Source organism: Phytobacter ursingii, assembly GCF_001022135.1.
Lineage (GTDB): Bacteria > Pseudomonadota > Gammaproteobacteria > Enterobacterales > Enterobacteriaceae > Phytobacter > Phytobacter ursingii.
The window spans coordinates 3,358,426-3,376,158 of the sequence record NZ_CP011602.1 but is presented as its reverse complement, the minus strand read 5'-3'; the positions used below and the strand labels follow the sequence as shown (position 1 = coordinate 3,376,158).

General features: G+C 52.8%; 16 protein-coding genes and 1 other annotated feature. Of the genes, 8 read left to right on the top strand and 8 right to left on the bottom strand.

What is annotated here, in order from left to right:
* Positions 1–81 precede the first annotated feature (81 nt).
* A complete protein-coding gene (gene pdxR / locus AB182_RS19570) occupies positions 82–1,527 on the top strand; it encodes a MocR-like pyridoxine biosynthesis transcription factor PdxR (protein WP_047371551.1) in 1,446 nt (481 codons plus the stop codon).
* Here the strand turns inward: pdxR and AB182_RS19565 are convergent.
* From AB182_RS19565 to acrA, 6 genes are all read right to left on the bottom strand, one after another.
* Positions 1,505–1,972: a YlaC family protein gene (locus AB182_RS19565; protein ID WP_047371550.1), complete on the bottom strand. Its 468-nt coding sequence runs from the start codon at positions 1,970–1,972 to the stop codon at positions 1,505–1,507. The two genes, pdxR and AB182_RS19565, sit on opposite strands and share 23 nt — an antisense overlap.
* Positions 1,973–2,071: 99 nt before the next feature.
* Positions 2,072–2,638, bottom strand: coding sequence for a maltose O-acetyltransferase (gene maa / locus AB182_RS19560; protein ID WP_047371549.1), 567 nt, complete (start codon positions 2,636–2,638; stop codon positions 2,072–2,074).
* A gap of 69 nt (positions 2,639–2,707) precedes the next feature.
* On the bottom strand, positions 2,708–2,926 hold the full coding sequence (locus tag AB182_RS19555) for an HHA domain-containing protein (protein WP_041852465.1): 219 nt from the start codon (positions 2,924–2,926) through the stop codon (positions 2,708–2,710).
* Positions 2,927–2,952: 26 nt separating this feature from the next.
* Complete coding sequence (gene tomB, locus AB182_RS19550) at positions 2,953–3,327, bottom strand: Hha toxicity modulator TomB (RefSeq protein WP_041852464.1); 375 nt, start codon at positions 3,325–3,327, stop codon at positions 2,953–2,955.
* Positions 3,328–3,845: 518 nt separating this feature from the next.
* Positions 3,846–6,995 carry a multidrug efflux RND transporter permease subunit AcrB gene (acrB, locus tag AB182_RS19545; protein ID WP_047371548.1) on the bottom strand — a complete coding sequence of 1,050 codons (3,150 nt, stop codon included), beginning with the start codon at positions 6,993–6,995 and terminating at the stop codon, positions 3,846–3,848.
* A gap of 22 nt (positions 6,996–7,017) precedes the next feature.
* Positions 7,018–8,217, bottom strand: coding sequence for a multidrug efflux RND transporter periplasmic adaptor subunit AcrA (acrA, locus tag AB182_RS19540; protein WP_047371547.1), 1,200 nt, complete (start codon positions 8,215–8,217; stop codon positions 7,018–7,020).
* Positions 8,218–8,358: 141 nt separating this feature from the next.
* Here acrA and acrR point away from each other — a divergent pair, with 141 nt between their 5' ends.
* Positions 8,359–9,006 carry a multidrug efflux transporter transcriptional repressor AcrR gene (acrR, locus tag AB182_RS19535; protein ID WP_047371546.1) on the top strand — a complete coding sequence of 216 codons (648 nt, stop codon included), beginning with the start codon at positions 8,359–8,361 and terminating at the stop codon, positions 9,004–9,006.
* A 130-nt stretch (positions 9,007–9,136) separates the two neighbouring features.
* Positions 9,137–12,490 carry a mechanosensitive channel MscK gene (gene mscK, locus AB182_RS19530; RefSeq protein WP_047373378.1) on the top strand — a complete coding sequence of 1,118 codons (3,354 nt, stop codon included), beginning with the start codon at positions 9,137–9,139 and terminating at the stop codon, positions 12,488–12,490.
* Between the two features lie 191 nt (positions 12,491–12,681).
* On the opposite strand, the gene rsmS is transcribed toward mscK, so the two are convergent.
* Both rsmS and priC read right to left on the bottom strand, forming a co-directional pair.
* Positions 12,682–12,834 (bottom strand): pleiotropic regulatory protein RsmS, encoded by a 153-nt coding sequence (gene rsmS, locus AB182_RS30870; protein WP_071845917.1) that lies wholly within the window; start codon positions 12,832–12,834, stop codon positions 12,682–12,684.
* Positions 12,835–12,848: 14 nt separating this feature from the next.
* On the bottom strand, positions 12,849–13,376 hold the full coding sequence (gene priC, locus AB182_RS19525; RefSeq protein WP_047371545.1) for a primosomal replication protein N'': 528 nt from the start codon (positions 13,374–13,376) through the stop codon (positions 12,849–12,851).
* 69 nt (positions 13,377–13,445) lie between these two features.
* Between priC and AB182_RS19520 the strand changes: the two genes are divergently transcribed.
* From AB182_RS19520 to recR, 5 genes are all read left to right on the top strand, one after another.
* Positions 13,446–13,823: a DUF454 family protein gene (locus tag AB182_RS19520; RefSeq protein ID WP_047371544.1), complete on the top strand. Its 378-nt coding sequence runs from the start codon at positions 13,446–13,448 to the stop codon at positions 13,821–13,823.
* 151 nt (positions 13,824–13,974) lie between these two features.
* Positions 13,975–14,526, top strand: a complete 552-nt coding sequence (gene apt, locus AB182_RS19515) for an adenine phosphoribosyltransferase (protein ID WP_047371543.1) — start codon at positions 13,975–13,977, stop codon at positions 14,524–14,526.
* Positions 14,527–14,741: 215 nt separating this feature from the next.
* Entirely contained in the window at positions 14,742–16,682 is a 1,941-nt protein-coding gene (dnaX, locus tag AB182_RS19510; protein WP_047371542.1) for a DNA polymerase III subunit gamma/tau, read from the top strand.
* Positions 16,015–16,079 (top strand) — a sequence feature (DnaX frameshifting element). Its footprint overlaps the gene before it by 65 nt.
* A gap of 51 nt (positions 16,683–16,733) precedes the next feature.
* Entirely contained in the window at positions 16,734–17,066 is a 333-nt protein-coding gene (locus AB182_RS19505; protein ID WP_041852682.1) for a YbaB/EbfC family nucleoid-associated protein, read from the top strand.
* Positions 17,066–17,671 carry a recombination mediator RecR gene (gene recR, locus AB182_RS19500; RefSeq protein ID WP_047371541.1) on the top strand — a complete coding sequence of 202 codons (606 nt, stop codon included), beginning with the start codon at positions 17,066–17,068 and terminating at the stop codon, positions 17,669–17,671. The genes AB182_RS19505 and recR overlap by 1 nt, the downstream gene beginning before the upstream one ends.
* The last annotated feature ends 62 nt before the right edge of the window (positions 17,672–17,733 follow it).

Sequence of the window (17,733 nt, the reverse complement as noted above, 5' to 3'; positions counted from 1 at the left end):
TTCACCGAGCGTAAAATTTCACTGGTTCCATAAGAAGTACCATCAGGCTATATTTTTATGGGACCACCAAGGGGTAAGCCGATGAATATTCCAGATGACGCTTTACAGGCACTATTGCGCCCGGCGCTGGCAGAACGTAACGGATTGACGCGCCAACGGGCCTTATACGTGGCACTGCGGGATGCCATCCTTGATGGAACGTTAAAAGCACATTCGCTACTTCCAGGCTCACGCGTGCTGGCAAAAACACTCGCTGTTTCCCGAAACACCATTAACGCCGCGCTGGAACAACTCGCTATTGAGGGCTTCGTTCAGCGTGAACGGCAGGGCACGCGGGTATCGACATTGGCCAGTGCGCCTGTTGTAGGTAACACGCCAGTCGTTTCCCTTGCACAGCGGGTGCGGACCCTGCCGCAGGGGGTGACGCGAAACTCTCCGGCACTTGCCTTTACCCCGGGTCTACCTGCAGTGAACTATTTTCCCATGGCTACCTGGCGACGGCTAAGCGAGCGCGTCTGGCGTGATGAGGGGAGTGCACTGTTGGGTTATGGCGATTCGGCCGGGGAATTACGGCTGCGTACGGCCATCGCCCGACATCTCGCACTGGCCAGAGGCATTCATTGTGAAGTCGAACAGATTGTGATTACCGAAGGGGCGCAGGATGCGTTGATGCTATGCATCCATCTTCTCTGCGACCCGGGCGACATGGCCTGGGTGGAAGAGCCCGGCTATAACGGGGCGAAAAGTGCTTTTCTGGCGGCCGGATTGCAGGTGAAGGGGATCCCGGTTGATGAAGAGGGAATGACGTTGGCGGCATCGGAAACGCCGCCGCGCATTATTTATACCTCGCCTTCGCATCAATATCCGCTGGGTTATGTAATGAGTGCTGCCCGACGTTTGCAGATTCTGGACGCGGCTATACGCGCCGGAAGTTGGATCATCGAAGATGACTATGACAGCGAGTTTCGCTATCTCGGCGATCCGGTGCCTGCCATGCTGGGTATGACTCCTGACCCACCGGTGGTTTACCTGGGAACATTTAGCAAGACGCTCTTTCCGTCGTTACGTATTGGTTTTATGGTGATGCCTCCTGCGCTGGCGCACGCGGCGGCACCGGTTATTAATAGTCTGCTGCGTGGCGGGCATCGTAGCGAACAACTGACTCTGGCGCATTTTATTGAGGATGGCCACTATGCGCGCCATCTCGCAGCGATGCGTCGGTTGTACCGGAAGCGACAGGTGCAATTACGTGAGGCGTTACAGACGGCGCTGAGCATCGAACATCGGGTATTGGGTGGCGACGGTGGGCTGCATTTGACGCTTTCGGTGCCGGGAATCAACGACCTGGACGTTGTGCGTGAGGCGCGCGCGTTTGGTCTTGCGCCTCATGCATTAAGCCGTTTTTACTTACAGCCAACAGCGGCATCGAGTGGCCTGGTTCTCGGCTATGGCAATACTTCTGCAAGCCTGTTCCCCGGTAGTGTGCGAACGCTGGCGCGACTGATTACGCGGTCTCAGATCGGGTAAGGGTAAATACGTCATAGAAAGAGAGTTCTCCCTTGCGGGATAGCATCTGCTGGAGCTGTGTCTTACGCGCAGTATCGACCGCAGGAGAGGTAAGGATGGCGCTGATAAGCTCCTGGGGGACAAAGCGGGTGTTGTACCATTCGCCGTTATAACAGACGCGAAAATCGAGGACATCGATATCTTCGTAGTGATAGCGTGGATAGACATCGAAGAAAAAGAAGCCGTTCAACAAGACGAACAGCACCACCAGCAGCCACACGGAGTCTACCAGCGTTTCTGATTGCAGCATGACGGCAAGCGTGGCGAGCCAGGCAATATACATGCCGACAAACAGGCCAGGATGTTTGCGAATAAAGCTAATGCTAAAGCGCGGACGGTTGTCTCGCTTTTCACGCTGATTAATGTCGTCGATTGTTTCGCTGAGCAGCCGCTGGATCTCTGTCATCTCACGCCTTCGTCTTTGGGGATATGCCGATTAGAGCGTATTTTAAGTTGCCATTTTGTGTGAAAAAAGTAACAGTTTATCGACAAAAAAAGATAACAGTTAAATTGCTTCACCCGGAATGGCTTTGATAACTCGGGCGGGGTTGCCGCCGACGACCACATTCGGCGGAACATCTTTTACGACCACCGCGCCGGAGGCAATAACCGCATTATCGCCAATAGTCACGCCTGGATTGATTACCGCACGTCCACCAATCCAGACGTTATTACCAATGCGAACCGGTTTACCGTATTCGAGACCGCTATTGCGCGCGTTGGCTTCCAGCGGATGTGTTGCCGTATAGATATGTACACCTGGCGCTAACATACAATTGTCGCCAATATGGATGGGGCAAACATCCAGCATGACGCAATCGAAATTGGCGTAAAATTCCTTACCCAGAAAAATATTGTAGCCATAGTCACAGCGAAAGTTTGGTTCAATATATGCGCCGGAACTTTGGCCAAGTAATGTAGCAAGAATCGCAGCGCGTTCTGCTTTTTCGTCAGGGGCGGAATGGTTATACCGATGAATCAGCTCTCTGGCATGCATGCGGTCAGCTCGTAGCGTATCGTCCGCAGGTCGATACGGTAAGCCGGAAATCATTTTACGTTTTTCTTCGCTCATGAAGATAACATGCGCCTGCTAATGCCGCTGGATAGAAAAATGAAAACCATAAATAAACATCGGGAAGACTTAACGTACAAATTTCCACACAGAAGGAGGGATTTTGTCATACAGTTTATTCATGGTTAGTTCAGCCAGACGATGATCGGCTGCTGAATAAAACACCGTAAGCTCATGGTCGGGCAGTTCATATTTATTTTTTTCAATGACGCGTTCGAGTGTGTCAATTGTCTGACAACGTCGTAATCGCATCAAATAATCAATTTTGGTTAATGGCTTATCAGACATGATTTTACCTTTACTGGTTGAAATATTTAACAGGAGTGGCTAACAGGGTTAGCCTTGCTCACATTGACGAAACAACGGAACAATCGGTTTCCCGATTTACGCCATTTCTGCAAGTCTTGTGTGTTGATACCGTAACTACTGAACAGCATAAACGTATCATCAAGGTATTCGTCTATCTGCTCAATCAGTTTATTATCTTCATTATACTTAATTTTATAATTAAGTGCGAAGGTTGCTATATGTTCAATCAACTCATTTAACTGCAAATTGATTGCCGAAGTAGGATCGTTAACCCATCCATGATGGCTTTCTTCAAGATTCAGGAGGCAATCATGGTACAACGTTTCGCAGAGAAATTTAAGCTGCGCGATATCATGCCTTTTTGGCGAGTATTCGTCCATAACACATCCCCTTCTGAGTCGCTTTTTTTACTCACTGAACACTGCTCCGGGGTGGAAACGTCTGATCTGACCAGCAGCATATGCTGCTTTTCCTCATTGATTTAACTATAAGCCAGTCTTAAAAAGATTTCATTGGCCTATTACGAAAAATTACAATTATCGCGTTTTGCTCGTCAAAAATGGAGAAATCACCCCCGTTTATTTCCCTCTTTTATGCGAGAATTTTTGTGCGAAAACAGTAAGTTCCCTTATTCTTCATTGAGTTAGGGGCATTGTTGTATATTTAAGGTTATTTAAATATTCCAAAAAGGCTAATTACCAGGAATATTCTTACTTAAACTGATTGTACCAGATAATTAAGAATTTTACCTAAGTATATAAGATGCGCACTTAATGGCGTATTAATTCTGTGCGTTATTACGGCTGCACAAAATAAACAAAGTGACAATACGGAGTTTTAATGATCAGAGAAGGGAATATGAAAAAGGCCGCTTTCGCGGCCTTTTCATTCATCACTATCAGTGTTGCTCAACCTTATGAGCGTGCTCAACATCCTCACTTCTGCGGCTAAAGCGGCGGCGTACCACCACAAAGAACACAGGAACGAAGAATATCGCCAGTACCGTTGCGGTAATCATACCGCCCATTACACCGGTACCTACGGCGTTTTGCGCACCGGAGCCTGCGCCCGTACTGATAACCAGCGGCAGAACCCCAAGGATAAACGCCAGTGACGTCATCAGGATTGGACGCAGACGCATACGTACCGCTTCCAGGGTGGCTTCAATAAGACCTTTGCCTTCTTTATCCATCAGATCTTTGGCGAATTCGACGATAAGTATCGCGTTCTTCGCCGACAAGCCAATGGTTGTCAGCAGGCCTACCTGGAAGTAAACGTCGTTGGTCAGACCGCGTAAGGTCGCGGCCAGCAGCGCACCGACCACCCCGAGCGGGACCACCAGCATAACGGAGAACGGAATCGACCAGCTCTCGTACAGCGCTGCCAGGCACAGGAACACCACAATCAGAGAGATGGCGTACAGTGCAGGCGCCTGGTTACCTGACAGACGTTCCTGGTAAGACATGCCCGTCCAGTCATAGCCAATACCCGTCGGCAGTTTACTGGCCAGTTGTTCCATCATCGCCATGGCTTCACCGGTACTTTTACCCGGAGCAGCCTGGCCGAGGATTTCCATGGATGGCAAGCCGTTATAGCGTTCCAGACGCGGAGAGCCATACTCCCAGTGCGATGTCGCAAACGCAGAGAAAGGCACCATCGAGCCGCTTGCACCACGGACATACCAGTTACCAATATCGCTCGGTAACATACGGTATTTCGCGTCGGACATGACGTACACTTTCTTCACACGGCCACGGTCGATGAAGTCGTTAACGTAGCTACCGCCCCATGCCGCGCCAAGCGTAGTATTGATGTCACTTAACGAGACGCCCAACGCCTGTGCTTTTTCCTGGTCGATATTGATTTTGAACTGCGGCGTATCTTCCAGACCGTTCGGACGCACGCCGACCAGCAGATCCGGATGCTGTGCAATCTCTCCGAACAACTGGTTACGTGCCTGCATCAGCTTGTCATGGCCCAGGTTCGCCTGGTCAATCAGCTGGAAGTCAAAGCCCGTAGCCGTACCCAGTTCAACAATCGCTGGCAGGTTAAAGGCGAACACCATTGCATCTTTAATTTGCGAGAAGTGCGCGCTTGCACGACCTGCGATCGCCGGCACTTTGTTTTTCTCGCCCGGACGTTCATCCCAGTTTTTCAGCGACACGAACGCCAGACCGGTATTCTGACCACGCCCGGAGAAGCCGAAGCCGTTAACGGTAAACACAGAGTTCACGTTATCTTTTTCGGTTTCCAGATAGTATTTGGTCACCTCATCCAGCACTTTCTGCGTACGCTCTTGCGTCGCACCCGCCGGAAGTTGCGCCATGGTCAGGAACACACCCTGGTCTTCATCGGGCAGGAACGAACTGGGCAGACGAACGAACAAGATGGCCATGCCAATCACGATGAGAATGTAGAGCAGCAGGTAACGCCCCGTACTGCGCAGAATATTGCCTACGCTGTCGGTGTAGTGGTGCGTGCTCTTATCAAATACGCGGTTAAACCAGCCAAAGAAGCCCTTCTTGCCTTCACCATGATCGCCTTTGGCAATCGGTTTAAGCATGGTCGCACAGAGCGCTGGCGTCAGGATTAACGCTACCAGTACCGAGAGCGCCATTGCCGAAACAATGGTAATAGAGAACTGACGGTAAATCGCGCCGGTCGAACCACCGAAGAAGGCCATCGGAATAAATACCGCCGACAGAACCATCGCGATACCGACCAACGCGCCCTGAATCTGGCCCATGGACTTACGCGTGGCTTCTTTTGGCGGCAAACCCTCTTCGGACATGACACGCTCAACGTTCTCTACCACGACGATGGCGTCATCCACCAACAGGCCTATCGCCAGCACCATACCAAACATGGTGAGGGTGTTTATCGAATAACCAAATGCTGAGAGTATGGCGAAGGTACCCAACAGTACGACGGGTACCGCGATGGTCGGAATCAACGTTGCGCGGAAGTTCTGCAGGAACAGATACATTACCAGGAATACCAGCACGATCGCTTCAACCAGCGTTTTCACCACTTCGTTAATGGAGATCTTAACGAATGGGGTGGTATCGTACGGATAAACCACTTTCAGCCCGTGCGGGAAGAACGGTTCCAGTTTGGCGATAGTGGCACGCACTGCATTTGCAGTATCCAGCGCATTCGCACCGGTTGCCAGCTTGATGCCAAGACCAGATGCGGGTTGACCGTTGTAGCGGGCGATAACGTCGTAGTTTTCGCCGCCCAGCTCAATTTTCGCCACGTCACGCAGACGAACCTGCGACCCATCCTGGTTAACTTTCAGCAGTATCTTACCGAACTCTTCCGTTGAGGTCAGACGTGTCTGTGCGATGATAGAGGCGTTCAACTGCTGGCCTTTCACCGGCGGCGTCCCACCTAACTGGCCTGCCGCGACCTGGGCGTTCTGCGCTTTAATGGCCGTAATAACATCGACAGGAGTCAACTGGAAATTATTCAGTTTATTCGGGTCCATCCAGATACGCATTGCATACTGCGCACCGAACAACTGTACGTCACCCACACCCTTCGTACGGCTAACCGGGTCTTTTATGGTAGCACCCACATAGTCGGCAATATCTTCCTGCGTCATGGAACCATCGGTACTGATCATACCGAGAACCATCAGGAAGCTACTGGACGACTTCTCAACGCTCACACCCTGCTGCTGAACTTCCTGCGGCAGTAATGGCATTGCCAGCTGCAGTTTGTTCTGCACCTGTACCTGGGCGATATCCGCATCGGTACCAGAATCAAAGGTGATGGTGATCTGTACCGTACCAGAGGAGTCACTGGTGGAGGACATATACAGCAGGCCATCGATACCGTTCATGTTCTGTTCGATAACCTGCGTAACGGTATCCTGCACCGTTTTTGCATCAGCACCGGGATAGGACGCACTGATCTGAATTGCCGGCGGCGCAATCGTCGGATATTGCGCAACTGGCAGCTTCAGGATCGCCAGTCCCCCCGCAAGCATGATGATTATGGCGATCACCCAGGCAAATATGGGGCGATCAATAAAGAAATTTGGCATGTCTTAACGGCTCCTGTTTAAGTTAAGACTTAGACTGCTGTGACTGCGCGCCGGCCGGGGCTTGCTCTTTATTCTCAGCGGTCACTTCCTGTGCTTTTACCTGCGCACCGGGTCTTACTTTTTGAAGGCCTGTCACAATCACGCGATCGCCTGCTTTCAGGCCATCTGTCACCAGCCATTTATCGCCAATGGCCTGTGTTGCGGTGAGTTTACGGATTTCGACTTTATCGCCTTCACCCACGACCATCGCGGTAGCGTCACCACGTGGGGTACGGGTCACACCCTGTTGCGGAACCAGCAGTGCATTCGGATTGGTCCCTTCTTCGAGTTTCGCGCGCACGAACAGACCTGGCAGCAGCGTCATATCCGGGTTCGGGAAAATCGCGCGCAATGTGATAGAACCGGTAGTTTGATCAACGGTGACGTCAGAAAACTCCAGTGTGCCGGTCTGCGGGTATTTCACGCCGTCGTTGGTCACCAGCTCAACTTTCGCTTTACCGTTTTCCTGTTTCAGCGTGCCGTTCGCCAGCTCCTGTTTCAGTCGCAGGTAGTCGTTGCTGGACTGAGTCACATCGACGTAGATGGGGTCAAGCTGCTGAACGGTAGCCAGAGCGGTTGCTTGCCCGGTTTGCACCAGTGCACCTTCAGTCACGGACGATTTACCGATACGTCCGCTGATAGGAGAGGTGACTTTGGTATAGGCAAGGTTGATACGCGCGGTTTCAACCGCAGCTTTTGCCGCAACGACAGCAGCATCTGCCTGCTGTGCGTCAGCCTGAGCTGTATCATAATCCTGTTGGCTGATGTACTTAGTGCCCAACAATTTCTGATAACGAGACGCGGTCATGCGCGCGATGTTTGCCGCAGCCTGTGCTTTTGCCAGATCGCCTTTCGCGCTTTCATAAGACGCCTGATAGGTGGCCGGATCAATCTGATAAAGCGAGACACCCGCTTCTATATCACTACCTTCTGTGAAGTTACGTTTTAAAATAATGCCACTGACCTGAGGACGGACTTCCGCAACGCGAAACGCGCTGGTTCTGCCTGGAAGTTCGGTTGTGATCTGCAGAGGTTCTGTTTTTAGCGTGACGACGCCAACTTCTGGCGCCTGGCCCGCAGCGCCGCCCTGTTGAGCGGGTTTTTCATCACATCCTGTAAGCGCTAAGCTGCCTGAAAGCATCAGAACGACCGCCAGAGGCGTTAACCCTCTGTTTTTGTTCATATGTAAACCTCGAGTGTCCGATTTCAAATTGATCAATGGATCAAATGTCCCAAACCCATTGCTGCGTTTATATTATCGTCATGCTATGGTACAAACATTCATAAATGTATGTAAATCTGACTCCTGTCAATTCACCAACATATGGCACGAAAAACCAAACAGCAGGCACAAGAGACACGCCAGCACATCCTTGATGTGGCCTTGCGTTTGTTCTCCCGGCAGGGCGTATCAGCAACCTCACTGGCAGATATTGCACAGGCAGCGGGGGTGACCCGCGGTGCGATTTACTGGCACTTCAAAAATAAGTCGGATTTATTCAGTGAGATCTGGGAGCTATCAGAAGCCAGCATCAGCGATCTCGAAACTGAGTATCGGGCAAAATTCCCCGACGATCCACTGTCAGTTTTAAGGGAAATCCTGGTCTATATCCTCGAAGCAACCGTGGTCGAAGAGCGTCGCCGACTCATGATGGAAATCATTTTTCACAAATGTGAGTTTGTTGGCGAAATGGCGGTCTTGCAAGAGGCGCAGCGTAATTTTTGCCTGGAGAGCTACGATCGCATTGAGCATACACTTAATGAGTGTATTAAAGCTAAATTACTCCCTGAGAGCTTACTCACCCGCCGGACGGCAGTTTTGATGCGTGCCTATATTTCCGGCGTGATGGAGAACTGGCTTTTCTCCCCCCAATCGTTTGATTTAAAGAAAGAAGCCCGCGATTATGTAGCGATATTACTGGAGATGTGCCAGTTTTGTCCAACGCTGCATAATCAAGCTTCAGGGGTGTAAGCCCGGTCAGATTTTGCGGAAAAAGTGACTGCTAACATTACGTTACTAGGTTGTAACTTGTCGGCGTGATATCCTTCGCGTGTGGCTAGCTTCGGCCATCTTTCCTGTTCACAGATTAATCACGCAAATGATGCTGCAATCCACACGTTCAAGAAGTGCGCTCCCGGTTTTGGCTGCCGCGCTGTTTTTTGTCTTTGCCTTCATTACGGGCAGCGCTTTCGCGGCCCCGACAAACAACGAATTACCCGCTCGCTCCGATGTCCAGAGTCAACTCGACGCTCTGAATAAGCAAAAAGATCCCACCGCTACGGATAAACTGGTTATTCAGGATTTAACGGAAACTCTGGATGTTCTGGACAAAATCGAACGGGTTAAGCAGGAAACTGCGCTCTTAAAACAGAAAATCACCCAGGCGCCGGACAAACTGCGCCAGGCGACTGATGCCCTCAATGCGCTCAGCGATAAAGATAACGACGATGAAACGCGTAAAACGCTGGCAACGCTATCTCTGCGCCAGCTTGAGTCGCGCGTGGCACAATTGCTGGACGATTTACAAACAGCTCAGAACGATTTATCTAATTATAACAGTCAATTAGTTTCATTGCAGACGCAGCCGGAACGTGTGCAGAGTTCCATGTACACCGCTTCGCAGCAGTTACAGCAAATCCGCAATCGTCTTAATGGCACGGCGGCAGGTGAGGGGGCGCTGCGTCCGACACAGCAGACGCTTTTACTTGCTCAACAGGCATTGCTGAATGCGCAAATCGAACAGTTGCGTAAAAGTCTCGAAGGGAATACCACATTGCAGGACACGCTGCAGAAACAGCGCGATTACACCACTGCGAACAGCAATCGTCTTGAACATCAACTGCAACTGTTGCAGGAAGCTGTCAATAATAAGCGACTGACGCTGACAGAAAAAACCGCCCAGGAAGCCGTAACGCCGGATGAAACCGCGCGAATCCAGGCGATGCCATTAGTGAAGCAGGAACTGGACGTTAACCACCAGCTTAGCCAGAAGCTCATTACCGCGACGGAAAACGGTAACTCGCTGGTGCAGCAAAACATTAAAGTGAAAAACTGGCTTGACCGCGCGCTGCAGTCTGAGCGCAATGTGAAGGAGCAGATTTCGGTGCTTAAAGGCAGCTTGCTGCTGTCGCGCATCCTTTATCAGCAACAACAAACGCTCCCTTCCGCTGATGAGCTTGAAGACATGACCAACCGCATTGCGGACCTGCGTCTGGAACAGTTTGAGGTCAATCAGCAGCGTGATGCCCTTTTCCAGAGCGATGCTTTCGTGGCAAAACTGGAAGAGGGACATTCGAGTGAGGTCAACGACGAAGTGCATGACGCCCTGTTACAGGTCGTGGACATGCGTCGTGAATTGCTCGATCAACTGAATAAGCAGTTGGGTAATCAGTTGATGATGGCGATAAACCTGCAGGTTAACCAGCAGCAACTGATGAGCGTCTCGAAAAGTCTTCAGGAGATCCTCACACAGCAAATTTTCTGGGTAAACAGCAATAAGCCTATGGACTGGGACTGGGTGAAATCTTTCCCACAGGCGCTGAAAGACCAGATAAGTAAAATGAAAATCACCGGGAACTGGGAAAAAGCCTGGCCTGCTGTGGCGATTGCGTTCCTCACCGGTTTGCCGCTGTTACTGATTGCCGGCTTGATTCGCTGGCGTCTGAGCTGGTTGCGCAGCTATCAGGCGCGTCTTGCGGCTCAGGTTGGTCAGCTACGTAATGACAGCCAGTTACATACGCCGAAAGCGATTCTCATCGACCTGATTCGTGCGCTACCGGTGTGCCTGATTATTCTGGCGGTCGGTCTCATTTTGCTCACCATGCAGCTTAATATCAGTGAGCTTTTGTGGGCGTTCAGTAAAAAACTGACCCTCTTCTGGCTGGTCTTCGGGCTGTGCTGGAAAGTGCTGGAAAAAGATGGCGTGGCGGTGAACCACTTTAATATGCCGGCGCAACTCACCAGCCACTGGCGTCGCCAGATCGTCCGTATCAGTCTTGCGCTGCTGCCGCTGCATTTCTGGTCTGTGGTCTCCGAACTTTCGCCGTTGCATTTGATGGACGATGTTCTGGGGCAAACGGTTATTCTGCTTAACCTGCTGCTCATTACGGGCCTGGTCTGGCCGATGTTCCGCGAAAGCTGGCGAGACAAAGAATCTCATGGCATACGACTTATCACCATAACTGTGCTGGCCATCGTTCCGGTGGCGTTGATGGTTCTGACCGCCACGGGGTATTTCTACACGACGTTGCGTCTGGCCGGACGATGGATTGAAACCGTCTATCTGGTGATCATCTGGAATCTCCTGTACCAGACCGTGCTGCGCGGCCTCAGCGTTGCGGCGCGCCGTATTGCTTACCGCCGTGCGCTTGCCCGTCGCCAGAACCTGATAAAAGAAGGGGCCGAAGGGGCCGAGCCGCAGGAAGAGCCCGGGATTGCCCTGGAGCAGGTTAACCAGCAAACACTGCGTATTACCATGTTGGTGATGATCGCCCTCTTTGGCGTGGCGTTTTGGGCGATTTGGTCAGATTTAATTACCGTTTTCGCCTATCTGGACAGCGTTGTTCTGTGGCACTACAACGGTATGGAAGCTGGCGTCGCCGCAGTAAAAAGCGTGACCATGGGGAGCATGCTGTTTGCATTGATTGCCACGGTGGTGGCCTGGGCGTTGATTCGTAACTTGCCTGGTTTGCTTGAGGTTATCGTTCTCTCGCGGTTGAACATGCGCCAGGGGGCGTCCTACGCCATTACCACTATTCTGAACTATGTCATCATTGCCGTTGGCGCGATGACAGTGTTTGGGTCGTTGGGTGTCTCATGGGACAAACTACAATGGCTGGCGGCCGCTCTGTCGGTTGGTTTAGGTTTCGGCTTACAGGAAATCTTCGGTAACTTTGTCTCCGGCTTAATCATTCTATTCGAACGTCCGGTACGCATCGGCGATACCGTTACCATCGGCACCTTCTCCGGGTCGGTAAGTAAGATTCGTATTCGCGCCACCACGATCACCGATTTTGACCGCAAAGAGGTCATTATTCCAAACAAAGCGTTCGTGACCGAGCGTCTGATCAACTGGTCGCTTTCCGACACCATCACTCGCGTGGTGATCCGTCTGGGTGTCGCGTACGGTTCCGATCTGGACAAGGTGAAAGAGGTGCTATTGAAGGCGGCGATGGAACATCCGAAAGTGATGCATGACCCTGAACCGTCGGTGTTCTTTACCACCTTTGGCCCGAGCACGCTGGATCATGAACTGCGTCTGTATGTGCGTGAACTGCGCGATCGTAGCTACACGGTGGATGAACTGAACCGCACGATCGACAGACTGTGTCGCGAAAATAACATCGATATCGCCTTCAACCAGCTGGAAGTGCATTTGCGCAATGCCAGCGGTGACGAGCACACAGAAGTGACGCGCGAACTGAAAGGCGACGATCCGACGCCGGCACAGAATTAATTCAGAGCTCCCCGAATGACGGGCAGTACGCCTCTCTTGCTGTCGCCCCGGTAAGCGTTAGCGCCGCCGGGGATTATTCCCGGATGTGGCGTGAACGCCTTATCCGGGCTATGTTTCCCTGCGAGCAGGGAGCGGTTTTCTCCTTCTCCCGTGGGAGAGGAGCGGGGTGAGGGCATCAGGCCATACCCATCTCAGCCCTCGCTTTCCCTGACTTTGCGCGCAAAATCCCGTTGCACAATTTCCAGCGCTTTTAGCACGGTTTCCGGCGCAATATCATGTTCTTCCAACAACATAATCAAATCGACTGCCAGCTTGACCTCATCCGGTGCATCTTCCAGGGACATACATTCTCCTCGGGTTAACGTGTCAGGCGCGCCAGCACCCGTTCAATATTCTCCAGCGCCTCGCGACAGCGGCCCAGTCTGCCTTCCAGTGCAGTGATTTCTTTGTGTAATTGCTGCTGTTCGACGAAGGTGTCGACATTTGCCAGACGCACTTCCCGCTCACGTTTCATCGCCATCAGACGCTGTTCGAATTGCTGATGTTGCAACCGCTTACGCTGCCATTTTTGAATACCGGGCGCGGGGCTATCCCACTCGCGCAGCGACCATGAGGCCGCTTCGCGACTGAGGGCGGCAATTTGCGCCTCCAGATGCTCTGCAAGCCAGGCTACCTGCTCGATTTGCCGTGCGTCAACGGCATGGCGAAGCGCGCTCAGACTGCGCTGAGCTTCCTGCAGGCAGGCGTCCAGGGTGGTGCGACGTGTATGAAAGAGGTGACGGTCGAAACGTGGACTCACCGTAGCGTGCTTTACCTGAGGGGCGATGTGTCGCGCCAGCTCGTCCAGCTTTTGTTCCAGAGCCTGTAAAAGCAACGCGCTTCTCACGATTCTCTCCCCTGTAAATGGCGGCGACTATGCTACATTAGCCGCTCATCAATGATAATGATTCGCACTATGAAACGGACTATTTTAATCATCATTGGCTGGCTGGCGGTAGTGCTGGGTACTCTCGGCGTCGTTTTGCCTTTACTGCCGACCACGCCGTTTATCCTGCTGGCCGCCTGGTGCTTTGCGCGCTCATCGCCCCGTTTTCACCAGTGGTTATTGTACCGTTCCTGGTTTGGCGGCTATTTGCGTCACTGGCAAACCTATAAGGCAATGCCACCAGGCGCTAAACCCCGGACCATCGCCGTAATACTGATAACGTTCGCGATTTCTCTGTGGCTGGTGAAGATTATATGGGTGCGATGGCTACTGCTGGTCATTTTGTCTTGCTTGCTGATTTTTATGTGGCGCCTGCCCGTGATTGACGCAAAGCAACAAAAACCATAAAGCCCACCGATGGAAGTTGCAATTGTCGCGTTCTGCCAGTAAATTCGAGCGTTTTCGAGCACAGGCGCGACTGGTTAAATGTTAACCGCAGGTTACATGCGAAACCTCAGTATGCGCCGTGAGTAACACCGTTTCTATCAGGCAAAAATCCATGACAGCGACTGCGCAGCAGCTTGAATTTCTCAAAAACAGCATCAAAAGCATTCAGGATTATCCGAAACCGGGCATCCTGTTCCGTGATGTCACCAGTTTGCTGGAAGACCCGAAAGCGTACGCTCTCAGCATTGAACTGCTGGTTGAACGCTACAAAGACGCCGGGATCACGAAAGTAGTAGGTACAGAAGCACGTGGCTTCCTGTTCGGCGCACCGGTTGCGTTGGGCCTGGGCGTTGGCTTTGTACCGGTACGTAAGCCGCGTAAACTGCCGCGTGAAACGATCGCGGAAAGCTATGAACTGGAATACGGTACCGATCAGCTTGAGATCCACATTGATGCTATCCAGGCTGGCGATAAAGTCCTGGTGGTCGATGATCTGCTGGCCACAGGCGGCACCATCGAAGCGACGGTAAAACTGATCCGCCGTTTAGGCGGCGAAGTGACCGATGCAGCATTCATCATTAACCTGTTCGATCTGGGCGGTGAACAACGTCTGGAAAAACAGGGTCTGACTTGCTTTAGTCTTGTGCCATTCCCGGGGCATTAATTATCAGACTGCCTTATTTGTCATTTTAGCACCGGGCAGTGCGCGTAATCCTCACGTACTCTACGTACGTTCCGGTTACTGTGCGCTGTCCGTCACTAAACTGTCTGCAACGGCGACGTCCGAATTATTGCCAAAAGAGACAGCCTCGCTGATTAAGTGAGGTTGTGATAGCATTCCCCCCTATTAATCCACCTCCAGCGTTTCAGAGCCTGCCAATGAGTTATCAGGTCTTAGCCCGTAAATGGCGACCCCAAACTTTTGCTGACGTCGTCGGCCAGGAGCATGTGCTCACCGCACTGGCGAACGGCTTATCCTCAGGACGCATCCATCATGCCTACCTCTTTTCCGGTACGCGCGGCGTCGGTAAAACCTCTATTGCCCGCCTGCTGGCAAAAGGGCTGAATTGTGAGACGGGTGTCACCGCAACGCCCTGCGGCGTGTGCGATAGCTGTCGGGAAATTGAACAGGGGCGCTTTGTTGACTTAATCGAAATTGATGCGGCATCCCGTACCAAGGTCGAAGATACCCGTGACCTGCTGGACAACGTGCAGTACGCCCCCGCGCGCGGTCGTTTCAAGGTCTACCTTATTGACGAAGTGCACATGCTCTCGCGCCACAGCTTTAACGCGCTGTTGAAAACGCTTGAAGAGCCGCCTGAGCACGTCAAATTCCTGCTGGCGACCACCGATCCGCAAAAATTGCCGGTGACGATTCTGTCGCGTTGTCTGCAGTTTCATCTTAAAGCGCTGGACGTTGATCAAATCCGCCAGCAGCTTGAACACATTCTTGACGCCGAAAACATTCCTCACGAATTGCGTGCGCTCCAGTTGCTGGCCCGCGCCGCAGACGGCAGCCTGCGTGATGCGCTGAGCCTTACCGACCAGGCGATTGCCAGCGGCGATGGTCAACTGACCGCGCACGTAGTGAGCACCATGCTCGGGACGCTTAATGACGATCAGGCACTGGCGCTGATTGAAGCGGTCGTGGCGGCCGACGGCGAACGGACGATGGCGCTGGTAAATGAGGCTGCCTCCCGTGGCGTCGAATGGGAAGCTCTACTGGTGGAGATGCAAACGCTGATGCACCGCATCGCCATGATTCAGCTCAGCCCTGCGGCGTTGGGCAGCGATATGGCCCCCATTGAGCAACGCATGCGGGAACTGGCGCGTATAGTGCCGCCTGGTGATGTGCAGCTCTATTACCAGACGCTGCTCATTGGCCGAAAAGAGTTGCCGTATGCGCCGGACAGACGCATGGGTATGGAGATGACCCTGCTGCGCGCGCTGGCGTTTCATCCGCGCGAGCCATTAACAGTGCCGGATGCGCCCCAGGTTTCTTTCGCGCCAGCTGCGCCTGTGGCGGTGCTGAATCCGGTGCAGGTCCCGGCGCAGGCGGCGCCATCGCAGCCGCAACAGCAACCGCGGCATGATGTTGCCCTGCCTGATGCCACCAGCCAGGTGCTGGCGGCCCGTCGCCAACTGCAGCGCGCTCAGGGAGCGGACAAAACAAAAAAGAGTGAACCGGCAGCCGCAGCCCGCGTGCGGCCGGTGAACAATAGCGCGCTGGAGAGACTGGCGTCGGTTACCGAGCGCGTGCAATCGCGTCAGGCACCTTCTGCGCATGAAGAGGCTGCGGTAAAAAAAGAGGCCTACCGCTGGAAAGCGACAACCGTCACCGAAGAGGTGAAAGAGACGGTGGCCACGCCGAAGGCGCTAAAAAAAGCGCTGGAGCACGAAAAGACCCCCGAGTTGTCGAGGAAACTGGCGGAAGAATCGCTCGCGCGTGATGCCTGGGCGGCAGAAATCAGCCGGCTGACCCTGCCAAAACTGGTTGAGCAGGTGGCGCTTAATGCCTGGAAAGAGCAGGATGAGAACCGGGTTTGCCTGCATTTACGTTCTGCTCAGCGCCACCTGAATTCGCCATCGGCGCAAAAAACGCTGGCGGATGCGCTTTCGGCATTACATGGCAACACGGTTGAATTGACTATCATTGAAGATGATAATCCTGCGGTGCGAACGCCGCTGGAATGGCGTCAGGCCATATATGAAGAGAAACTCGCGCAGGCGCGCGAGGCGATTATCACGGATAACAACATTCAGACACTGCAACGTTTCTTCGATGCGGATCTGGATGAAGAGAGTATTCGTCCCATTTGATGGTAAGCTGGCTTGCTGTCAACTAACTATGACTTACTGAGAGAAGAGCCTATGTTTGGTGGAAAAGGCGGTCTGGGTAACCTGATGAAACAGGCCCAGCAGATGCAAGAAAAAATGCAGCAGATGCAGGAAGAAATCGCGAAGCTGGAAGTGACCGGTGAGTCTGGTGCAGGCCTGGTGAAAGTGACCATCAACGGTGCGCATAACTGCCGCCGTGTTGAGATCGATCCGAGTCTGCTGGAAGACGATAAAGACATGCTGGAAGATCTGGTGGCTGCGGCGTTCAACGATGCTGCGCGTCGCATTGAAGAAACCCAGAAAGAGAAAATGGCGTCTGTCTCTTCCGGTATGCAATTGCCGCCGGGCTTCAAGATGCCGTTCTGATGCAGACCAGTCCGCTGTTAACGCAGCTTATGGAAGCGTTGCGCTGTCTGCCGGGCGTCGGCCCGAAATCGGCGCAGCGCATGGCGTTTACGCTATTGCAACGTGACCGCAGCGGTGGAATGCGCCTGGCGCAGTCATTGACCCGCGCCATGTCGGAAATTGGCCACTGCGCCGATTGCCGAACCTTTACCGAGCAGGAGGTCTGCAATATTTGCAGCAATCCGCGCCGTCAGGAAAATGGCCAAATCTGTGTGGTGGAGAGTCCTGCGGACATTTACGCCATTGAACAGACCGGGCAATTTTCCGGACGCTATTTCGTGTTGATGGGCCACCTGTCGCCGCTCGATGGTATCGGGCCGGACGATATCGGTCTTGATCGGCTGGAGCAGCGTCTGCAGGCGGAATCGCTGCAAGAGGTGATTCTCGCCACTAACCCGACGGTGGAAGGTGAGGCAACCGCCAACTATATTGCCGAGCTTTGCGCGCAATATGGTGTGGAAGCCAGCCGTATTGCTCATGGCGTTCCGGTTGGCGGTGAGCTGGAAATGGTTGACGGTACCACGCTGTCCCATTCACTTGCGGGTCGCCACAAGATTAAATTCTGACCAAACGGAGGCTGCGACACGTGGCTTCCGCTTGAAAAAATCCCTCTGAATCCCCATTTCAC